The sequence below is a fragment of the Streptomyces sp. MGP-BFMKR1 genome (genome assembly GCF_057766585.1).
Map to the genome: position 1 here is coordinate 4,539,994 of NZ_CM173408.1, position 16,717 is coordinate 4,556,710.

15 protein-coding genes are annotated in these 16,717 nt (G+C 74.2%); 4 read left to right on the top strand and 11 right to left on the bottom strand.

What is annotated here, in order from left to right; all coding sequences use genetic code 11:
• Positions 1–3 precede the first annotated feature (3 nt).
• The 3 genes from AC3CHW_RS17650 to AC3CHW_RS17660 all read right to left on the bottom strand — a co-directional run bounded on the left by AC3CHW_RS17650 (position 4) and on the right by AC3CHW_RS17660 (position 1,849).
• Positions 4–633: a LytR C-terminal domain-containing protein gene (locus AC3CHW_RS17650; protein WP_488467074.1), complete on the bottom strand. Its 630-nt coding sequence runs from the start codon at positions 631–633 to the stop codon at positions 4–6.
• A 119-nt stretch (positions 634–752) separates the two neighbouring features.
• Complete coding sequence (locus AC3CHW_RS17655) at positions 753–1,049, bottom strand: type II toxin-antitoxin system VapB family antitoxin (RefSeq protein WP_003986294.1); 297 nt, start codon at positions 1,047–1,049, stop codon at positions 753–755.
• A gap of 113 nt (positions 1,050–1,162) precedes the next feature.
• Positions 1,163–1,849: an HhH-GPD-type base excision DNA repair protein gene (locus tag AC3CHW_RS17660; RefSeq protein WP_488467075.1), complete on the bottom strand. Its 687-nt coding sequence runs from the start codon at positions 1,847–1,849 to the stop codon at positions 1,163–1,165.
• Between the two features lie 351 nt (positions 1,850–2,200).
• Here AC3CHW_RS17660 and AC3CHW_RS17665 point away from each other — a divergent pair, with 351 nt between their 5' ends.
• Positions 2,201–2,890: an NAD-dependent epimerase/dehydratase family protein gene (locus tag AC3CHW_RS17665; RefSeq protein ID WP_488467076.1), complete on the top strand. Its 690-nt coding sequence runs from the start codon at positions 2,201–2,203 to the stop codon at positions 2,888–2,890.
• Between the two features lie 46 nt (positions 2,891–2,936).
• On the opposite strand, the gene AC3CHW_RS17670 is transcribed toward AC3CHW_RS17665, so the two are convergent.
• Together AC3CHW_RS17670 and AC3CHW_RS17675 are read right to left on the bottom strand one after the other, a co-directional pair.
• Positions 2,937–3,425: a beta-class carbonic anhydrase gene (locus tag AC3CHW_RS17670; RefSeq protein ID WP_176162727.1), complete on the bottom strand. Its 489-nt coding sequence runs from the start codon at positions 3,423–3,425 to the stop codon at positions 2,937–2,939.
• Positions 3,426–3,598: 173 nt separating this feature from the next.
• Positions 3,599–8,623, bottom strand: a complete 5,025-nt coding sequence (locus tag AC3CHW_RS17675; RefSeq protein WP_488467077.1) for an AfsR/SARP family transcriptional regulator — start codon at positions 8,621–8,623, stop codon at positions 3,599–3,601.
• Between the two features lie 283 nt (positions 8,624–8,906).
• Here AC3CHW_RS17675 and AC3CHW_RS17680 point away from each other — a divergent pair, with 283 nt between their 5' ends.
• Positions 8,907–9,884: an NAD(P)-dependent oxidoreductase gene (locus tag AC3CHW_RS17680; protein ID WP_488467078.1), complete on the top strand. Its 978-nt coding sequence runs from the start codon at positions 8,907–8,909 to the stop codon at positions 9,882–9,884.
• Positions 9,885–9,980: 96 nt separating this feature from the next.
• Here AC3CHW_RS17680 and AC3CHW_RS17685 read toward each other — a convergent pair whose 3' ends face one another.
• The gene (locus AC3CHW_RS17685) at positions 9,981–10,607 is read right to left on the bottom strand and encodes a TetR/AcrR family transcriptional regulator (RefSeq protein ID WP_488467079.1); all 627 of its coding nucleotides are present in this window, start codon (positions 10,605–10,607) and stop codon (positions 9,981–9,983) included.
• Positions 10,608–10,693: 86 nt separating this feature from the next.
• On the opposite strand from AC3CHW_RS17685, the gene AC3CHW_RS17690 reads away from it, so the two are divergent.
• Entirely contained in the window at positions 10,694–11,083 is a 390-nt protein-coding gene (locus AC3CHW_RS17690; protein ID WP_398608205.1) for a Dabb family protein, read from the top strand.
• A gap of 185 nt (positions 11,084–11,268) precedes the next feature.
• Here AC3CHW_RS17690 and AC3CHW_RS17695 read toward each other — a convergent pair whose 3' ends face one another.
• On the bottom strand, positions 11,269–12,231 hold the full coding sequence (locus tag AC3CHW_RS17695; protein ID WP_488467080.1) for an alpha/beta hydrolase family protein: 963 nt from the start codon (positions 12,229–12,231) through the stop codon (positions 11,269–11,271).
• Between the two features lie 168 nt (positions 12,232–12,399).
• Here AC3CHW_RS17695 and AC3CHW_RS17700 point away from each other — a divergent pair, with 168 nt between their 5' ends.
• A complete protein-coding gene (locus AC3CHW_RS17700; protein ID WP_488467081.1) occupies positions 12,400–12,987 on the top strand; it encodes a TetR/AcrR family transcriptional regulator in 588 nt (195 codons plus the stop codon).
• Positions 12,988–13,108: 121 nt separating this feature from the next.
• Here AC3CHW_RS17700 and AC3CHW_RS17705 read toward each other — a convergent pair whose 3' ends face one another.
• The 4 genes from AC3CHW_RS17705 to AC3CHW_RS17720 all read right to left on the bottom strand — a co-directional run bounded on the left by AC3CHW_RS17705 (position 13,109) and on the right by AC3CHW_RS17720 (position 16,661).
• A complete protein-coding gene (locus AC3CHW_RS17705) occupies positions 13,109–13,939 on the bottom strand; it encodes a M55 family metallopeptidase (RefSeq protein WP_488467082.1) in 831 nt (276 codons plus the stop codon).
• Between the two features lie 25 nt (positions 13,940–13,964).
• Positions 13,965–15,812 (bottom strand): alpha/beta fold hydrolase, encoded by a 1,848-nt coding sequence (locus AC3CHW_RS17710; RefSeq protein ID WP_488467083.1) that lies wholly within the window; start codon positions 15,810–15,812, stop codon positions 13,965–13,967.
• Positions 15,813–16,047: 235 nt separating this feature from the next.
• Positions 16,048–16,281 (bottom strand): DUF7848 domain-containing protein, encoded by a 234-nt coding sequence (locus AC3CHW_RS17715; RefSeq protein ID WP_488467084.1) that lies wholly within the window; start codon positions 16,279–16,281, stop codon positions 16,048–16,050.
• A complete protein-coding gene (locus tag AC3CHW_RS17720) occupies positions 16,278–16,661 on the bottom strand; it encodes a hypothetical protein (RefSeq protein WP_488467085.1) in 384 nt (127 codons plus the stop codon). Before AC3CHW_RS17720 ends, AC3CHW_RS17715 begins: the two co-directional genes overlap by 4 nt.
• Positions 16,662–16,717: the final 56 nt, after the last annotated feature.

Below are 16,717 nucleotides of genomic sequence, written 5' to 3' on the forward strand. Positions count from 1 at the left end.
GGGTCAGCAGTTCGTGCTGGGGCGGGGCGCCGGCTGGGACAGGGCGGTGAGCGCCCGCCGCGCGTCCCGCTCGGCGGCCAGCTTGCGGTAGCCGTCGCCGATGATCAGGTCGAGGTCCTGGCCCTTGCGGGCGTCGGTCCTGGTCTGGGCGCCGGCGAGCTGCGTGCCGAGCACGTCGGTGCGGCCGTCGGTGGCCGCCTTGGGGCCGAGCACCACGCCGGCGCCCTTGACCTTCTTGTCGTACGCGGCCGGGGCGTTGCCGACCTTGCCGACCTTGAAGCCGCGCTTGCGCAGCTCGTCGGCGGTCTCCTTGGCCAGGCCGCTGCGGGTCGTGGCGTTGTAGACGTTGACGGTGATGGCCGCCGGCTTCGGGAGCGGTCTGGCCGACGGTGACGGCGTGCCCTGTGGCTCGCAGGCGCCACGGTCCTCGGAGGCGTGCGCGGTGCTGCCACCGCCGCCGGTGAACACGTCGATGAGCTGGAGCGTTCCCCAGCCGATGACGCCGAGGGCGAGGGCTGAGCCGATGGCCGCGAACACGATCCGATGGCGATTTCTGGGGCGGCGCATCCGCGGGTACCGGTCACCCGTGATGCGGTACTTTCCGCCCATGCCGGGGGGCGTCAGCATGCTCATGCCGGCAGCGTAGTGCGGTCAGCCGCTCATGCCTACTAAATGATCAACCGTTCGAGTCGGCCCCAACCCGATCGGCGCAGCCGAGAGCGCCGCCCGACGCGGTCGGCCGAGCGGGTGTGTCAGCCCAGTTCCAGCACGCGGGCGTGGAGCACCTGGCGCTGCTGCAACGCCGCGCGCACCGCGCGGTGCAGCCCGTCCTCCAGGTACAGGTCGCCCTGCCACTTCACGACGTGGGCGAACAGGTCGCCGTAGAACGTCGAGTCCTCCGCGAGCAGCGTCTCCAGATCGAGCTGCTGCTTCGTGGTGACGAGCTGGTCAAGACGTACCGGGCGTGGGGCCACATCCGCCCACTGGCGGGTGCTTTCCCGGCCGTGGTCGGGGTACGGCCGCCCGTTTCCGATGCGCTTGAAGATCACACGGAAAGCCTACCGGGCCGGTGGCACCCGGCGCAGCCATGAGCGGAGAGTACGGAGCCGACATAGGGCCGCATATCGGGAGCTGACGCGCACCGACACCGGTCGGCTCCGGCTCAACGGCGCGGCTTGGCCCCGCCCCGCCCGCCCCCGGCGGCCGGTTTCCGCGCCCCGCCGCCCGTCCCACTGCCCGCCCCGCCGCCCGCCCCGCCGCCCGTCTCGCCCTTGGCCGCGCGGGCGGCCTGCTTGGCGCTCTGCTTGTACGCGCGGACCTTGGCCAGCGTCTCGGGGCCCGTGATGTCGGCGGCGGAGCGGTAGGCGCCCTCCTCGCCGTACGCCCCCGCCGCCTCCCGCCAGCCCGCCGGCCGCACGCCGAGTTGCTTGCCGAGCAGGGCCAGGAAGATCTGGGACTTCTGCTTGCCGAAGCCCGGCAGCTCGTTCAGGCGGTGCAGCACCTCCCTGCCGTCGTCGCAGTCGCGCCACAGGTTGGTGGGGTCGCCGTCGTAGTGCTCGACCAGATACGCGCAGAGCTGCTGCACGCGCCCCGCCATCGAGCCCGGGTAGCGGTGCACGGCGGGCTTGGCCGACAGCAACGCGGCGAACTCCTCCGGGTCGCGGCCGGCGATGTCGTGGGCGTCGAGGTCGTCGGCGCCCAGCCGGCTGGCGATGGTGTGCGGACCGGCGAAGGCCCACTCCATCGGGACCTGCTGATCGAGCAGCATGCCGATCAGGGTGGCCAGCGGACTGCGGCTGAGCAGGGCGTCGGCGGCGGGCTCCTGGGCGAGCCGGATGCTGGTGTCCATGGGCGGTCAGGGCGCCGGGGCCGGCGGCGGACGCGGCCCGGGCTGTCCCCGTCCTCCTCTCGTGCCGGGCGGTCGCGGGGGACGTACGGTACGGCCATCCTTTCCCGCGCCCCCGCCCTCCGCGACCGCGCGCCACGCCGGGCGGCGCCTGGTCGGCGACACCAGGTCGGGCGACGCCAGGTCGGGCCGGGCCCCGGGCTCGGCGAGTGCCGGGTCTCGGGTGTCGGGGGCCGGATGTCAGGGGTCGGGGCGTGGCGTCCTGGGCGGGGGCGGGGCAGGATCGGGTCGGCGGGTGGCCGGTACGGCGCGTACCCGGCTGGCGGAGCGGATCGGTAGAGGGGACGGCTTGCCGTGAAGGTAGTGATCTTCGGCGCGACCGGGATGGTCGGCCAGGGCGTGCTGCGGGAGTGCCTGCTCGACTCCCGGGTGGAGAGCGTGCTCGCGGTCGGCCGGACCTCGCTCGGGCGACGGCATCCCAAGCTGCGCGAGGTCATTCACGGCGACTTCACCGACTTCGCGCCCGTCGGCGCCGAACTGGCCGGCCTCGACGCCTGCTTCTGGTGCCTGGGCATATCGGCCAGCGGCAAGAGCGCGGCGGAGTACCGGCGGGTGACGTACGACTACACGCTCGCCGGCGCGCGCGAGCTGGCCGAGCGCAGCCCGGGGCTCACCTTCACCTACGTCTCCGGCGAGGGCACCGATGGCACCGGCCGGTCCCGGGCCAGGTGGGCGCGGGTCAAGGGGGAGACGGAGAACGCGCTGCTGGCGATGGACGGCCTGGACGCGTACCTGTTCCGGCCGAACTACATCCACCCGGTGCACGGCGAGCGGTCCAAGACGCCGCTGTACCGGGCGGCGTACGCGGCCACCTCCTGGGCGTACCCGGTGCTGCGCCGGGTCGCGCCCGGGCAGGTGACCTCGACGGAGCGGTTGGGACAGGCCATGATCGCCGTCGTCGGGCGGCGCGGCGGCGGCGAAGGCGAACGGGTGCTGCGCAGCCGGGAGATCAACCGGATCGCGGGCGGGGCCGGGGTGGAGTAGGCGGCGGCGCGGGCCCGGGCGGGGACGGCCGGAGCCCTCGCTCACCTCACCTCACCTCGTTGAGGCGCCCCGTCGCCACGTCGAAGACGAAGCCGCGCACGGCGTCCGTGTGGGGCACGAACGGGCTGGCCTTGATCCGCCGCACCGACTGCCGCACGTCCTGCTCCACGTCGCCGAACGCCTCCGCCGCCCACGGCGGTCGGATGCCCGTCTCCTCCTCGATCTGCCGCCGGAACGCGTCGTCCGAGAACGTCAGCATCCCGCAGTCGGTGTGGTGGACGAGCACGATCTCCCGCGTACCGAGCAGCCGTTGGCTGATCGCCAGCGACCGGATCTCGTTCTCGGTGACCGCGCCCCCGGCGTTACGGATGACGTGCGCCTCACCCTCCCGGATGCCCAGCGCCGCGTACACGTTCAGGCGCGCGTCCATGCAGGCCACCACCGCCACGTGACGGGAGGGCGGCAACGGCAGCGGCCCTTCGAAGGAAGCGGCGTACGTCTCGTTGTTGGCCAGGTACTCGTCGGTGACGGACATGCTGCACCAGCTTCCTCTCGGCGCGACGCTTGGTGATCGCCACAGCACGGTACGGGTGCGCGAACACCCTCCGGAAGCCACCGGGCCGCCCGTACACGTGCCTGTAGCACCGCCGCAACAACCGCGCGCGACATGGCAGTTGGGGCCGCCGCACGTGGCGTCGGCGGAGGCGACTATTCGCCCCCGCCACCGCCGTCGCCGCCCCCGCCACCATCGCCGCCCCCGCCGCCGTCGCTCCCGCCGCCGTCACCCCAGCCGTCCCCGCTGGAGCCGCCGCCCGAGTCGTCGCTGCCGCCGCCGATGTGCGTGAACCACGGCTGCTCCCAGGTGATCGGCTCGCCCGGGTCGGGAGCGGGGCGGCGGGTGCCGAAGCGGATCGAGCCGGTGCCGTCGCCGAGGGCGAAGGCGATCGCGAAGAACTGGGCCAGCACGGCGTCGAGCGGGTCCGCGCTCTCGTAGCGCACGCCGGCGAGGGGCAGCAGCGGCTGGCTACGGGTGCGGGCCGGCTCAGCCCGGGTCAGGCGGGCCACCGGCCGGCCGTCGCGGCGCAGTTCGGAACCTCGGTGGTCGTACCGGCGCAGCTCCCACTCGCCCTGCTCGGTCCGCAGGGTGACGGCGCGCTGCGACCTGCGCCAGCTCTGCCGCACGGCGAGCGACGCCGGCCGCTCGTCCACGGTCACCGCGAGCATGCCGGCCGCGTCCCGGGTTCCGGACGGCATGCCGTACGGGCCGCGCAGGCGGACGACCGGCGTGTCCGCGCCCCACACGTCGGCGCGCACCAGCCGGCGGTCCACGGTCACGGTGATCGGGCTGGTGGGCCCGGGCGCCTGGCGGCGGGCTATCCACAGCGGTACGCCCTCGCCGCGCGCCTGGGCCGCAGCCGCTGCCACCGCCTCGGCGCCGCCGCTCCGGTGCACGGCCATCTGCCCCAGCGCGTCGGCGAACTCCCGCGCCCGGCGCGCCTTCACCGGCTTGACCGAGCCCGAGGCGCGGACCACCGGCACGACGCCGCTGCCCGTGGGCAACCCGTCGAGCGCGCGCTCGGCCCCGCCCCCGCCGAGCCACTGGCCGCGCAGGAACGCGTCGGCCATCGCCACCATGTTGAGGTGGGACAGCGGCGTATGGGTCCCGCCGACCCGCAGCGACCTGATGGAGAGTTCGACCGTGGTGGCCAGCGGAATCCGTGACTTTTCGGTGTAGCTGACGTCGTTCACCGTTCCCCCGTCGCCGTTCTCGGTGTGCCTGTCCTGCCTTGTCGTGCCTGCCGTGCCCGTTGTGTCTGCCGTGTCTGCCGTGCGCGAGGGCGAAGACGCGGGACGGGGACGTGCGGTTGCCGCGTGGCGCGTCTCGATCGCGAGGGGCAGCAGGTCAGGGGGCCACGACGCGCTGGGGCCGGGGACGTGGTCCCGTACGGCGTCCGCGGGGGACAGGCGGGTGCCATGGGTGAAGGCGGCGGCGAACTCCGGGGCGCCGAGGGCCGCGCGGGCCGCCGCGGCGGCGCGGTCCACGTCGGTGCGCTCGGCCGGCGGCAGCGGGCTGGCCACCGAGTCGCGGGCCGCCGCGGCGGCGCCGAGCAGCGCGGCGGCGTCACCGGCCGCGCCGGCCAGGGCCCGCGCGCCCGCCAACCCTTCCAGGGCCAGGGCGAGCGCGCGCGGGTCGCCGAGTCCGCGCGCGACGGCGTAGCCGTCCAGGTGCCGGGCGAGCGCGGTGGCCGCGTCGCCGCGCAGTTCGGCCACGAAGCCCAGTTCGGCCAGGACGAGGCTGCCGCCCGGGCCGTAACCCGTCTCCCGGAACCAGTCCAGAAGCGCGTCCAGATGGCGCTCGGCCGTGTCGTGGTCGCCCTCGGCCCGGGCCCCGAGCGCGAGCCCGATCTCGGCGCTGACCTGGCCGGATCGGAAGTTCTGCGCGCGGGCCAGGTGGAGCGCGCGGGTGTGGTGGGCGCGGGCCCGCGTGGTGTCGCCGGTCAGCAGGGCGATGCGGCCGAGCCCCGTGTGGCGCCGGGACACCTCCGCCCCCAGGCCCAACTCCTCCGCGATCTCCAGGCCCGTGCGGTGCAGTCGGGCGGCGCGCGGGTAGTCGCCGGTGATCTCGGCCAGCGTGGCGAGCGGGAAGACGGTCTGCGCCTGGCCCCAGCGGTCGCCGAGGCCGCGGAAGAGTCGCGCGCTCAACTCACCGTCGTGCCGCACCGCGTCGAGGTCCCCGCGCGCCATCGCGTGCCGGGCCCGCACGCTGAGCGCCGCGGCGGTGCCCCAGGTGTCACCGAGCGCGCGGAACCCGGCGAGGGCCTGGTCGACCAACTCCTCACCGGTCGCCACGTCCCCTGCCCCCAACTGGGCCGTGCCGAGCAGCCACAGCGCGGTGGCGCGGCCGTGCGGGTCGTCCAGCGCGTCGTACGCCCACAGGACGGCCCGGATGCGGGCCCCGGAGCCGCCCTCCCCGGGCTCAGTGGTGGCGGGGGTGTCGGCGATGCCGACGATCTCGGTGCTCGCGGGGATGTCGGGGGCGCCGGGGGCGTCGATCGCCGTCGGGCCGGGCGGCTTCGCGACGTGGTCCGGGTGGTCGATGGGGCCCGAGTGCTCGACGGTGCCCGTGGTGAGGGCGATGGCGGTGTGCCAGGCGGTGGCCAGGGCGCGGGGTGGGGTGATGGCAGCGGGCGGGTGCGGGCCCGTGGCCAGGGCGGCGGCCAGCGCGCGGCCGGCCTCGGCGAGCCGGCCGCGCACCACCCAGTACCAGGCGAGCGCGTTCACCAGGCGCAACGCGCGGTCGCCGCCGGCGTCATGGCGTACGGCGTGGTCGAGCGCCCGGCGCAGGTTGGCTCCCTCGTCGTCCAGGCGCTCAAGCCAGTGCCGCTGCTCGGGGCCGCGCAGCCGGGGCGCGACCCGTTCCGCGAGGTCGGCGTAGTACCGGCCGTGCCGGTCGCGTACGGCGTCCGCCTCCCCGGCCGCGCGCAGCCGCTCCGCGCCGTACGCGCTCACCGACTCCAGGAGCCGGTAACGCGGGCCCGTCGGCCCGTCGTCCAGCACCACCAGGGACCGTTCCACCAGCCGGGCGAGCACGTCGAGCACCCGGCCGGAGCCGTCCTGCCCCGCGACCGCCGCCTGGTCGCACACGGCCTCGGCCGCCTCCGGCGTGCAGCCGCCCGCGAAGACGGCGAGTTGGCGCAGCACGACGCGCTCGGGGTCGGACAGCAGCCCCCAGCTCCAGTCGATCATCGTGCGCAGGGTGCGGTGGCGGGCGGGGGCGTCGCGGTGGCCGCCGGAGAGGAGCGTGAGCCGCTCGTCGAGGCGCGCGGCGAGCCCGTGCACGCCCAGCGTGCGCACCCGGGCCGCCGCCAACTCCAGGGCCAGCGGCAGGCCGTCCAGGCGGCGGCAGAGCGCCGCGACGGCCGGGGCGTTGGCCGCCGTGAGGGCGAAGCCGGGGGCGCTCGCCGCGCGGGCCACGAAGAGTCGGACGGACCCGAACTCTTCGAGGGCGGACGGGTCCGCGTCGCTCGCCGGGGCCGGCAGCTCCAGGGGTGGGACGGGCCACACCCGCTCCCCGGCGACGCCGAGTGGTTCCTGGCTGGTGGCCAGCACGCACAGCCCGGGCGCGGCCCGCAACAGCGCCGCCACCACGCGCCCGACCGGCTCCACGAGGTGTTCGCAGTTGTCCAGCACCAACAACATCCGCATCGCGCGCACCGCCCACACCAACCGATCGAGCCGATCGGCACCGCACGCGCGCGAGGGATCCGTTCGGCCGGCGGCGGGAGCGGAGGCGGAGGCGGGGTCAGGGGCGGAGGCGGAATCGGGTCCGGGGCCGGGCGCGGGTCCGGGGCCGGGCTGGGGGCCGGGCGAGTGCGGGATGTCGTCGCGGATGGCCAGCACCTTCAGCACGCGCTCGACCACGGCATACGTCCCCGCGTCGTACGCGTCCGGGTTCGCGCTGGCGTCCGCGTCCGGGCCCGCCTGGGCTTCGGTGTCGAGGGTGGCCAGTTCCACCAGCCACACCCCGTCCGGAAAGCCGCCATCGGTGGTCGCGTCGTCGGCGGACGGGGCCTCGACGGTCGGGCCCTCGACGGTCGGATCGTCGGCGTACGGGGCGTCGGCGTACGGGGCGATGGCGCGGCCCCGGAGCCGGGCCGCCGCGGCCAGGGCGAGGCGCGTCTTGCCGACGCCGCCCGGTCCGGTGAGGGTCACCAGGCGGTGCGGGCCGAGGAGTTCGGCGACGGCGGACACGGCGTCGGCGCGGCCGATGAGTGGCGAGACGGGGGCCGGCAGGTTGCCCGGGCGGGGGCCGGGGCCTGGGCCGGGGCGGGTGCCCGGGCCCGGGCCGGGGCGGGGGGACGCCGGGGCGGCGGGTCCCGGTACGCGGTTCGGCACCACACCGGGCGCGGCCCCGCCCGCGACGCATGCCCCGGGCGGGGCCGGCGGCGCGTCGAGGGACGGGTCCTGGCGGAGCATGGCCTGCTGGAGGGCGGCGAGTTCGGGGCTCGGGCTCAGGCCCAGCTCGTCGGCCAGGCGGCGGCGCAGCGCGGCGTACTCCGCCAGGGCCTCGGCCGGCCGCCCGGCCAGGTAGAGGGCCCGCAAGTGCGCGGCCCGCAGCCGTTCCCGTAGCGGGTAGCGCTCGACCAGGGCGCTCAGCTCGCCGGTCAGCGCGGCGTGTTCGCCCAGCGCGAGGCGGGCCTCGGCGCGCTCCTCCCACGCGGTCAGCCGGTCCTCGTCGAGCCGGGTGACGGCCGCCCGCGCGAACGGGCGGTCCGCGAAGTCGGCGAACGCCTCGCCGCGCCACAGCTCAAGCGCCCGCGTCAGCACCCGCACGCGGGCGCGCGGGTCCGCCGTGTCGCGGGCCCGGCGGAGCAGCGCGGCGAAGTGGGCCGCGTCGACGGCCGCGCCGTCCGCGGCAGTGGGAACGTCAGCGGGGGCGCCGGCCCGCAGCGCGTAGCCGGCCGGGCCGGCGGTGAGCAGGTCCCGACCGCCCGGCTCGGCCGCCGCCAGCACGCGGCGGAGCTGCGACACCTTGCCCTGGAGCGCGTTGGTCGGGTGCGCGGGGAGCGCGTCGTCGTCCCACAGGGCGTCCACCAGCCGCTCCACGGCCACCGGCCGCCCCGGGTCCACGAGCAGCCGCGCGAGCAGCACCCGCACCTTCGCCCCCGGGACCGGCACGGGCGCGCCGTCCGCCGTCCACACGGCGAGCGGGCCCAGCACCCCGAATCGCATGGAGATCACGATAGCCCGCCGCCTCGAACGACCGTTCCCACCCGCGTTCCCTCCACCTCCCCGCCCGCGTCCCCACCGGTGCGCTCGGACACATTCCCACCGGTGCGCCCGCCCGCGACGGACGAACGACAGCGAACCGACAGCCGACCGGCAGCCCCTACCCGCAGGGTGAGACCACGCCCCGGGGGCCGCCGAGCCGGCGCCGTGGGGCACCACGCCACGTACGCGACGTACGCCGGCCACACCCACACCCCACACCCACACTCACCACAGGAGCCACGCCATGCCCAGCACCGAGCCCCAGCCCCAGTCCCAACCCACCACCCCCTCCCAGCCCCAGCCCCAACCCCAACCCCAACCTGGGAACGATCACGACCAGCACATCGCGGTCATCGGGCTCGGCAACCTGGGCCGCGTGCTGGCCGGGACGCTCCTGGACGCCGGTTACCGGGTGACCGTCTGGAACCGGTCGGCCGCCCGTGCCGAACCGCTGGTCGAGCGCGGCGCGCGGCGCGCGGAGACGGTGTCCGAGGCGGTCGCGGCGGCCGACCTGGTGATCGTCTGCGTGCTTGACTACGCCGTGGTGCGCGAACTCCTCACCCCCGCCGCCGACGTACTCGCCGGCCGCGTCCTGCTCAACGTCACCTCCGGCACCCCCGAACAGGTCGGCGACATCGCCCCGTGGGTGGCCGCGCAGGGCGCGTCGTACCTGGACGGGGCCGTGTACGCGGTGCCGCAGACCATCGGCACGCCGAGCGCGTTCGTCCTCTACAGCGGCTCGCCCGCGGCCTTCGCGGCCCACCGCGAACGGCTCGAACTCTTCGGCTCCGCCCGGTTCACCGGCGAGCGCCCGGAGACGGCGGCGGGTTACGACACGGCGATCCTCAGCGGCATGTACGGCATGTTCGCGGGCTTCTTCCACGCGGTGGCGCTCGCCGAGACGTACGGCATCACGGCCGCCGACCTGACCGACCCGCTGGTGCGCTGGCTCCGGGACGCCGCCGCCGCGCTGCCGGGCTTCGCGGCCGAGATCGACGCCGGCGCGTACGCCACCGAGACCTCCAACCTGGACATCAACGCGGCCGGCCTCGCCTCCATCCTCACCGCCAGCCAGGCCCAGGGCATCCCCACGGACCTGCTGGCCCCCCTCCAGTCCCTGTTCGCGGACCAACTCGCCCTCGGCCACGGCGCGGACAGCCTGGCGCGGGCGATCGAGTCGGTGCGGGGGGCGCGGGGGGTGCGGGGAGGCGGCAGTGGGTGAGGTGGCGGGGTAAGCCGGCCAGGTCATCCGTCGGTCAGCCCGGGCGGGCCCCGGCGGGCGGCCCCAGGCGTGGGCCCCACGGCCAGGGCGGCCGGGTCAGGCTCCGTACGCGCGCAGGAAGACGTCCACGGCGCTGGCCGCGACGGTGTCCGGGTCGGCGGTCGGGCGGTACTCCAGCGGGCCGGTGAGCAGCGAGAGGAAGTGTTCGGCGGCCTGCTCCGGGTCGCTCGCGCGCAGGTGGCCGGCGAGGGCCAGCCGGGCCAGCCGGTCGGCGAGGGCGGACCGTACGCGCAGGGCCGTGCGCTCGCGCACGCTCGCCGCCAGGTCGGGGAACTGCGCGGCCTGCGCGCAGGCCAACTGCCGTACGGCACGCGCCTTTTCGTCGTTCCAGGTGCGGAGCAGGTCGCGGGCCACGGCCGTGAGCCGGTCGCGTGGGGCGCGGTCGGTGGCGGCCTCGCGTAGCCCTTCGACGGCGGCGAGGCTCCGCGCCCCGATCCGGTCGGCGGCGGCCTCGACGGCCTCGCGGTAGAGGCTCTCCTTGTCGTGCAGGTGGTTGTAGACGGTCGGCTTGGCCACGCGCGCCTCCTGGGCGATGTCCTTCACGCACGCCTGCGCGTAGCCCTGCCGCGCGAAGACCGTGAACGCGCCGTCCAGGATCGCCTGCCGCCGCTCCGTCCGCCCACGGGGCGCCGCCCCGCCGCCCGTTGACATTTCTGAACCCATGGGTTCAGTCTAAGGCTGAACCGAAGAGACAAGTTTTCTGAACCAACGGGTTCAACGAGAAGGTGGAAGGAAGAGGTGAGGCAGACGTGATCGTTCACATGCTGCGTTTCGCGTTCAAGGAGACCGCGACCGAGGAGGAGCGCGAGCGCGTGCTGGAGGTGTTCCGGCGCACGGCCGCCGTCGAGTCGGTGTCGTTCTCGACCGTGGGCCAGAACCTCGGCGACCCCGACGGCCTCACCCACGCCTTCTGCGTGGGCATCGCCGACCTGCCGGCCCTGCGGCGCTACATGCACGACCCGGTGCACCTGGCCGGCGATCCGCAGATCATGCCGTACCTGGCCAGGATCGCCATCGGCCCGGACCTCTCCGACGACATGTCGCCCACCCTGGCCCGGGACGTCCTCGCCCTGCACGAGGAGAAGGTCGCGCTCTACCCGGAGTGGGCCGCCGAACTCACCCCGCTGCTGGCGGCCTAGCCCTTACCGGCACAGGCCAGAACGGGGGCGCCAGAACGGAGGCACCGGAACAGGGGCACCGGAACAGGAATGCCGGAGCGGGGGTGCCGGGACGGAGGGCGCCCGAACAAGGGCGCCGGGAGGGGGCGCCCGAACAAGGGCGCCGGAACAGGAATGCCGCAACAGGGGCGCCGCCTACCCACCGCTCACTTCGACTCGACCTGGCCCAGCGCGTTCGGGCCGGTCGTCAGGGTCTGGCTCACCGTCTGCCAGGCGGGGTCGCCCGCGTAGAGCTGGCTGCGCAGGTACGCGCAGGTCAGGCGCTGGACGGCGGAGACGCGCTCGGGGCTCTCGTCGGTCGTCTCGGCGACGTCGTAGCCGGCGACCCCGCCGAGTCCGTGTTCCCCGCCGTGCAGGGTGAGCAGGGTCTTGGGGGCGGGGGCCAGCGCGTACGGGTCGGCGTGCCAGGCCGGGCCGAGGTGGGTGAGGTGGGACGAGCCGTCCCGGTCGCCGATGGCCACGAGGGCGGGCGTGGTCATGGTGGCGTAGTCCGTGTGGGTGAGGAAGGCGACGAACTCGGCGGCCGACTCGACCAGCGCGTCGCCCCCGCGCCCCGGCGCGGCGAGCAACGCGCCCGCCTTGATCCGGGGTTCGGCCAGCGACACCTCGCCGCCGTCGCGCGGATCGACGTACCGGGCGCCCAGCAGCAGGCTCGCGGTGTGCCCGCCCATCGAGTGCCCCGCGACCGCGACCCGCTCGCGGTCCAGGCGGCCGGCGAGGTGCGGCACGGCGGCCTCGATCTCGTCGAGCCGGTCCAGGACGCGCGTCATGTCCTCGGCGCGCGAGCGCCAGTGCAGCGGGGCGCCCGGGGTGTCCGGCGGCAGGTTCAGCGAGCGTGAGCTGAGGTGGGTGGGTTGGAGGACGACGAACCCGTGCGCCGCCCAGAAGTGGGCCAGCGGCGCGTAGCCGTTCAGTGAGGAGAGGTGGTTCGAGTAACCCTGGCCGTGCGAGAGGAGGAGGATCGGCAGGTTGGTTCCGTGGACGGGCGCGGAGACGCGGAGTTCCAGGTCAACGGCCCGTTCGGGGGTGGGGAGGACGACCGGGCTGACCGAGAGGACGGGAGCGGGCGCCCCGAGGGCGGCGTCGCTCGACTGCGTCATGTCACTCATGGGCTGGGTGTTCCCTTCGAGGGCGTCGGCCGCCGGGGCCCGGGAGCGGGCGCGGCGGGCGAGGCGTACGGGAGGGCCCGGCTTCAGCTAAGCTGAAAGCGGAGCACTGTTCCAATTACGATACGGAGCACTGTTCCGCTTTGTCAACGTCGCTGGTAGGAGTACGTGATGCCGACTGCGGGCCAGTCCGGGAAGACGCCGCCCAGGGGCAAGCGGGCCGATGCGCAGCGCAACGAACAGGCGCTGCTCGCCGCCGCCGCGGCGGTGTTCGTCACCTCGGGCGTCGACGCGCCGATCCGCCGGATCGCGGCCGAGGCGGGGGTGGGCATGGGCACGATCTACCGCCACTTCCCGACCCGGTCCGACCTCGTCGTCGCCGTCTACCGGCACCAGGTGGACGCGTGCGCCGAGGCCGGCCCGACGCTGCTCGCCGAGGCGGACTCGCCGTTCGCCGCGCTGCGCGCGTGGGTGGACCTCTTCGTCGACTTCCTGGTCACCAAGCACGGCCTGGCCAAGGCCATGCAGTCCGACGGCAGCGGCTTCGCCGCGCTGCACGCCTACTTCCTGGAACGGTTGGTGCCCGTCTGCGCGCGGTTGCTCGACGCCGCGGTCGAGGCCGGCGAGATCGAGCCCGGCACGCCGCCGCAGGAACTCATGCGCGGCGTCGGCAACCTCTGCATCGGCCGCGACAGCGACCCCGACTACGACCCCCGCCGCCTGGTCGCCCTGCTGCTGCGCGGGTTGCGGAAGGGGTAACGGGCCCGGCGGGCGGGCCCGGGGAGTCGGGCCTCAACCCCCGCCAACTGTTGGGTAGTTGGGGCCCGGCCCCACCGTCGCACTCCGGGCCCGCGCCACCCCGGCCCGCACCCGCGCGTGGTCACCCCGGCTTGATCGTCCCGAGCTGTACAAGAAGGAGCACCAGCCGGTACGCCTCGGCGAAGTCGGCAGCGGTGAAGGCGACCGTACGGCCGCCCGCGGCGCGCGCGACGCCCGGTACGAGGGTGGCCAGGTCCACCGTCGTCGGGTTGGCGAGGTCGACCTCGACCTCCACCGGGCCCGGGAAGGCCAGCCGCTGGCCCCGTAGCCCGTCCCGCGTGACGGCTCGGGCGGACGCGTCGCGCAGTCGCTCCCGGGCCTCCTCGGGGTGCAGGGTGACGGCCGCGCTCTGCCCGATGGCCTGCTTGACGGCGACGGTACGCACGCCCGGCACCAGCTCGGACAACTCGTCGCAAGCCGTGTCGTCGCCGCTCAGCAGCACCACCGGTACGCCCAGGTGTCCGGCCATCGCGGCGTTCAGGCCGATCTCACCCAGCGAGCGGCCGGCGACGCGTACGTCGAGTACGGCGTCGCTCATGGTGTGCGCGAGAATGGCGGGCCCGGCGCCGGCCCGCCCGTGGTAGCCCACGAGCAGCACGGCCTCGGTCGAGCCGTCGAGCCCGGCCAGCATGCCCAACGGGCGCGGCTTCCCGCGCACCAGCCGCGCCCGCCGGTCCAGCGCCTCCGGCAGCAGGTTGCGGAACGGCCCGTGCGCGTCGGCGACCAGCACGGTGGCGGCGGGTTCGGCGTCGAGTACGCCGGCGATCGCGGCGTTCGCCTCGGCGGTCATGAGCTGCCGCGCGCGCTCGTAGTCGTAACCGGTCGGATTGGTCTCGCTCGGGTGCACGACCCCCGAGACGCCTTCCATGTCCACGGATATCAGTACCTTCATGGTCGCGGGAGTCTACGGCCGGGGCCTAGCAACCCTCGCGGACTACGGGGTTCCGGACGTGGACCGCGCCCGTCTTGTCGACGTGCAAGAACTCGGCCCTGTCGTCTCCGTCGACGTCGGCGAACTGGATCTCCTCCGGCGGGGCGTGCGTATCCGGCACGATCTGACAGATGTCCTTGGTAGCGATGCCCGATTCCGCGCCGTCTTTGTTGAGCCAGGCCCGCGCGCCGCCCTTGAGGGTGATGAGGATCTGGTCGGCGCGCGCGTCTCCGTTCAGGTCGGCGTACCTGAACTCACGGTCGAAGGTGTCCTTGCCGATCACCGTGGGAGGAGACCAACCCAGGTGTACGAGACGGCCGCCCTTGGCCACCCGGCTCCGGTTGAACCAGACGGTTGTCCTGCTGTTCGGTTCGATCCACAGGTAGTCGACGCGCTTGTCTCCGTCGATGTCGGCGAACTGGATCTCCCTGAGGTGCGGCACGCGATCGGCGGTGTCGAGCAAGGGAACGCTGGCATCACCGTCGTACCTGGCCATGCACATGCGGGAGCCGCTCGGATTCTTCTCGACCCAGGTGTGGACGGTCACCCCGCCGGTCTGATCGACCACCATGCAGTCGGGCTTTTCGTCCTCGTCGATGTCACCGAAGCGCAACGCGGCGCCGTCCGCGCCGGGTGCGGGGGTGTACGAGTTCTCCCCCTTGCCGTCGGAACGCAGGCGCTGGTCCTTGACGCCGCCGTTCCACCAGAACTCGAAGTTCTGGTTCTTGTCGACCGTGAGGTATTCGGCCTTCTCGTCGCCGTTGATGTCGGCCAACCAGAACGTGTTCGTCGCCGGGAACTCCTCGGGCGGGATGACGCCGCTGTCCTCGCGACCCTTCTGCGGCGGTCCCGATGTGCTCGAACCGGTCGCCACGGCGGGTGGTTCGGGGCCGGTCGCGGCGGAGTCGTCGCTCCTCGTCCACGGCGTCGCGACGACGTACAGGATCGATGCGACGACCGCCATGGCGGCGACCGAGACCATCACGGTGACCCGGCGCCGCCCCCCGGAGGGCTTTCCCGCGAGCGTGGACGCGGACCCGGGAGTAAGTGTGTGCCTGGCTGGGGACGGCCCCGCGGCGGGGGTGAGCGAGAAGTACTCCGGTGCGGTGGGCTCGGGAACGTACGGCTCGCTGCGGGTGGCGAGGATGAGGCGGCGGAGAGTGGTGAACGTCCGATGCTGGGGTGAGTCGGCCCGAAGAATGCTGGAGTGGTCGCCCGGCAGGGCGGAACTGTCCGGGAAGACGGACTGCGCCGAGACCCGGGACACCACGCCGTCGCTCTCGCCCGCGTAGACCGAGACCGGGATGGGACAGGTGCGGTCGGTGACCTCGGCGGCGTGCACGACGTCGCGTACGACCGTGCGGAGGGTGGCGCTGACCTGGTCGTTCAGCGGGCGGAGATCCTTCTCCTGCGGATGGCGCGTGCCCAGCGCGCGTCGTCGCAGGGACAGCAGCAGTTCGGAGCCGTTACTCGGGCAGGCGAGCATGACCAGCCGCTGGATCCGGGCCAGTTCGCGGCCTCTGCCGTCCTGGAGCATACGAGCCAGGTAGCGCTGGGCGACCAGCCCTCCCTGGCTGTGGGTGACCAGGAGCAGGTGGTCGAACGCACCGGCTTCCGTCGCCAGGTACTCCCGCAGGCTGTCGGCGACCGTGTCGATCGACGGGAAGACCCGCAGCGGACTGACCGGCAACAACCCGGTCGCGTACTCGAACGTCAGCGGGTGGACGAAGCCGAGACTCCGGTCCGCGATGATCAGCTCGCGTAGCGGCTCCCATACCTTCGGCCCGGACATGAACCCGTGGACCATCACGAGGCCCAGTCGGCTGTCCCTCACGATGCCGATCCCTCCTCCCAAGGATGGTCATCATGATCCCGCCCCCGAACCCTTTTCTCATGCGAATCCCCGGGGTGGCCAAAAAGCCGTCCCGGAGTGGGGACCAGGCCGCTTTCCGGCGCGCCGCGGGCGACGCGGCGATGGTCACGTCGTGCACGCGGCGGGGCCGCCCCGGCGCGGACTCCCGCGCGGGAGCGGCCCCCTGGTTCGCCGTGGCCCGTGCCGCCGGCGCGGTTCACTCCTCGTCGCGCAGAACGCGGGCGTAGTCGGTGACCACGCGGCGGAACAGGTCGTGCCCCGGGCTGCGACCGGTGTGCCGCAGGCACCAGTCCTGCGCGTCGTCCTGGTCCTCGAACCCACCCGACTCGGCCCGGCAGCCGGCGGTCATGCAGAACGCCTCGTACGTCACGCCACCCTCCGGCGCCTGGCGAATGGTGTGCTGGACGAACCGGTACACGGCGTACGTCATGCGGGGCCGGCCTCTCGGCCGGTGTGACCGCAGTCGTCGTGGGCCGGGTTACCCCAGTACAGCGCCGGCCCACGGGACTTCGGCTCACCCGCCGAGAGGCGCTGACCGCGCTCGTCGGCCACGCTCAGGACGTCGTCCAGGCTCTCGGTCAGCCGGGCGCAGGTGTAGCGGAGCACGTGGGCGGGCTGGCGGGGGACGGAGAGTACGTCCTTGGCGTGGGCCAACAGTTCGCGGCTCATGGCCAGTTGGATGGTCTCGCGGTTCCGCGCCACGCTGGTGTCCGGGGCCGCCTCGACGACCAGGTGATCGCTTGTGTCGTTAGCCGACTGCTGTTGTTCGAGCCCCACCGAGTTGTTCCCCACATGTGCACTGTTGCTCATGGCCAGGCACCCCTTTCTCACGTACTGCACTGGACCGATTACAGAGTGGGAGGCGA

What these genes read in the sequence shown, in the direction of transcription:
- AC3CHW_RS17680 (WP_488467078.1), top strand. Translation starts at nt 8,907, where the DNA reads ATGCCCAGCACCGAGCCCCAGCCCCAGTCCCAACCCACCACCCCCTCC.
- AC3CHW_RS17670 (WP_176162727.1), bottom strand. Translation starts at nt 3,425, where the DNA reads ATGTCCGTCACCGACGAGTACCTGGCCAACAACGAGACGTACGCCGCT.
- AC3CHW_RS17715 (WP_488467084.1), bottom strand. Translation starts at nt 16,281, where the DNA reads ATGACGTACGCCGTGTACCGGTTCGTCCAGCACACCATTCGCCAGGCG.
- AC3CHW_RS17705 (WP_488467082.1), bottom strand. Translation starts at nt 13,939, where the DNA reads ATGAAGGTACTGATATCCGTGGACATGGAAGGCGTCTCGGGGGTCGTG.
- AC3CHW_RS17660 (WP_488467075.1), bottom strand. Translation starts at nt 1,849, where the DNA reads ATGGACACCAGCATCCGGCTCGCCCAGGAGCCCGCCGCCGACGCCCTG.
- AC3CHW_RS17650 (WP_488467074.1), bottom strand. Translation starts at nt 633, where the DNA reads ATGAGCATGCTGACGCCCCCCGGCATGGGCGGAAAGTACCGCATCACG.
- AC3CHW_RS17685 (WP_488467079.1), bottom strand. Translation starts at nt 10,607, where the DNA reads ATGGGTTCAGAAATGTCAACGGGCGGCGGGGCGGCGCCCCGTGGGCGG.
- AC3CHW_RS17720 (WP_488467085.1), bottom strand. Translation starts at nt 16,661, where the DNA reads ATGAGCAACAGTGCACATGTGGGGAACAACTCGGTGGGGCTCGAACAA.
- AC3CHW_RS17700 (WP_488467081.1), top strand. Translation starts at nt 12,400, where the DNA reads ATGCCGACTGCGGGCCAGTCCGGGAAGACGCCGCCCAGGGGCAAGCGG.
- AC3CHW_RS17675 (WP_488467077.1), bottom strand. Translation starts at nt 8,623, where the DNA reads ATGCGATTCGGGGTGCTGGGCCCGCTCGCCGTGTGGACGGCGGACGGC.
- AC3CHW_RS17695 (WP_488467080.1), bottom strand. Translation starts at nt 12,231, where the DNA reads ATGAGTGACATGACGCAGTCGAGCGACGCCGCCCTCGGGGCGCCCGCT.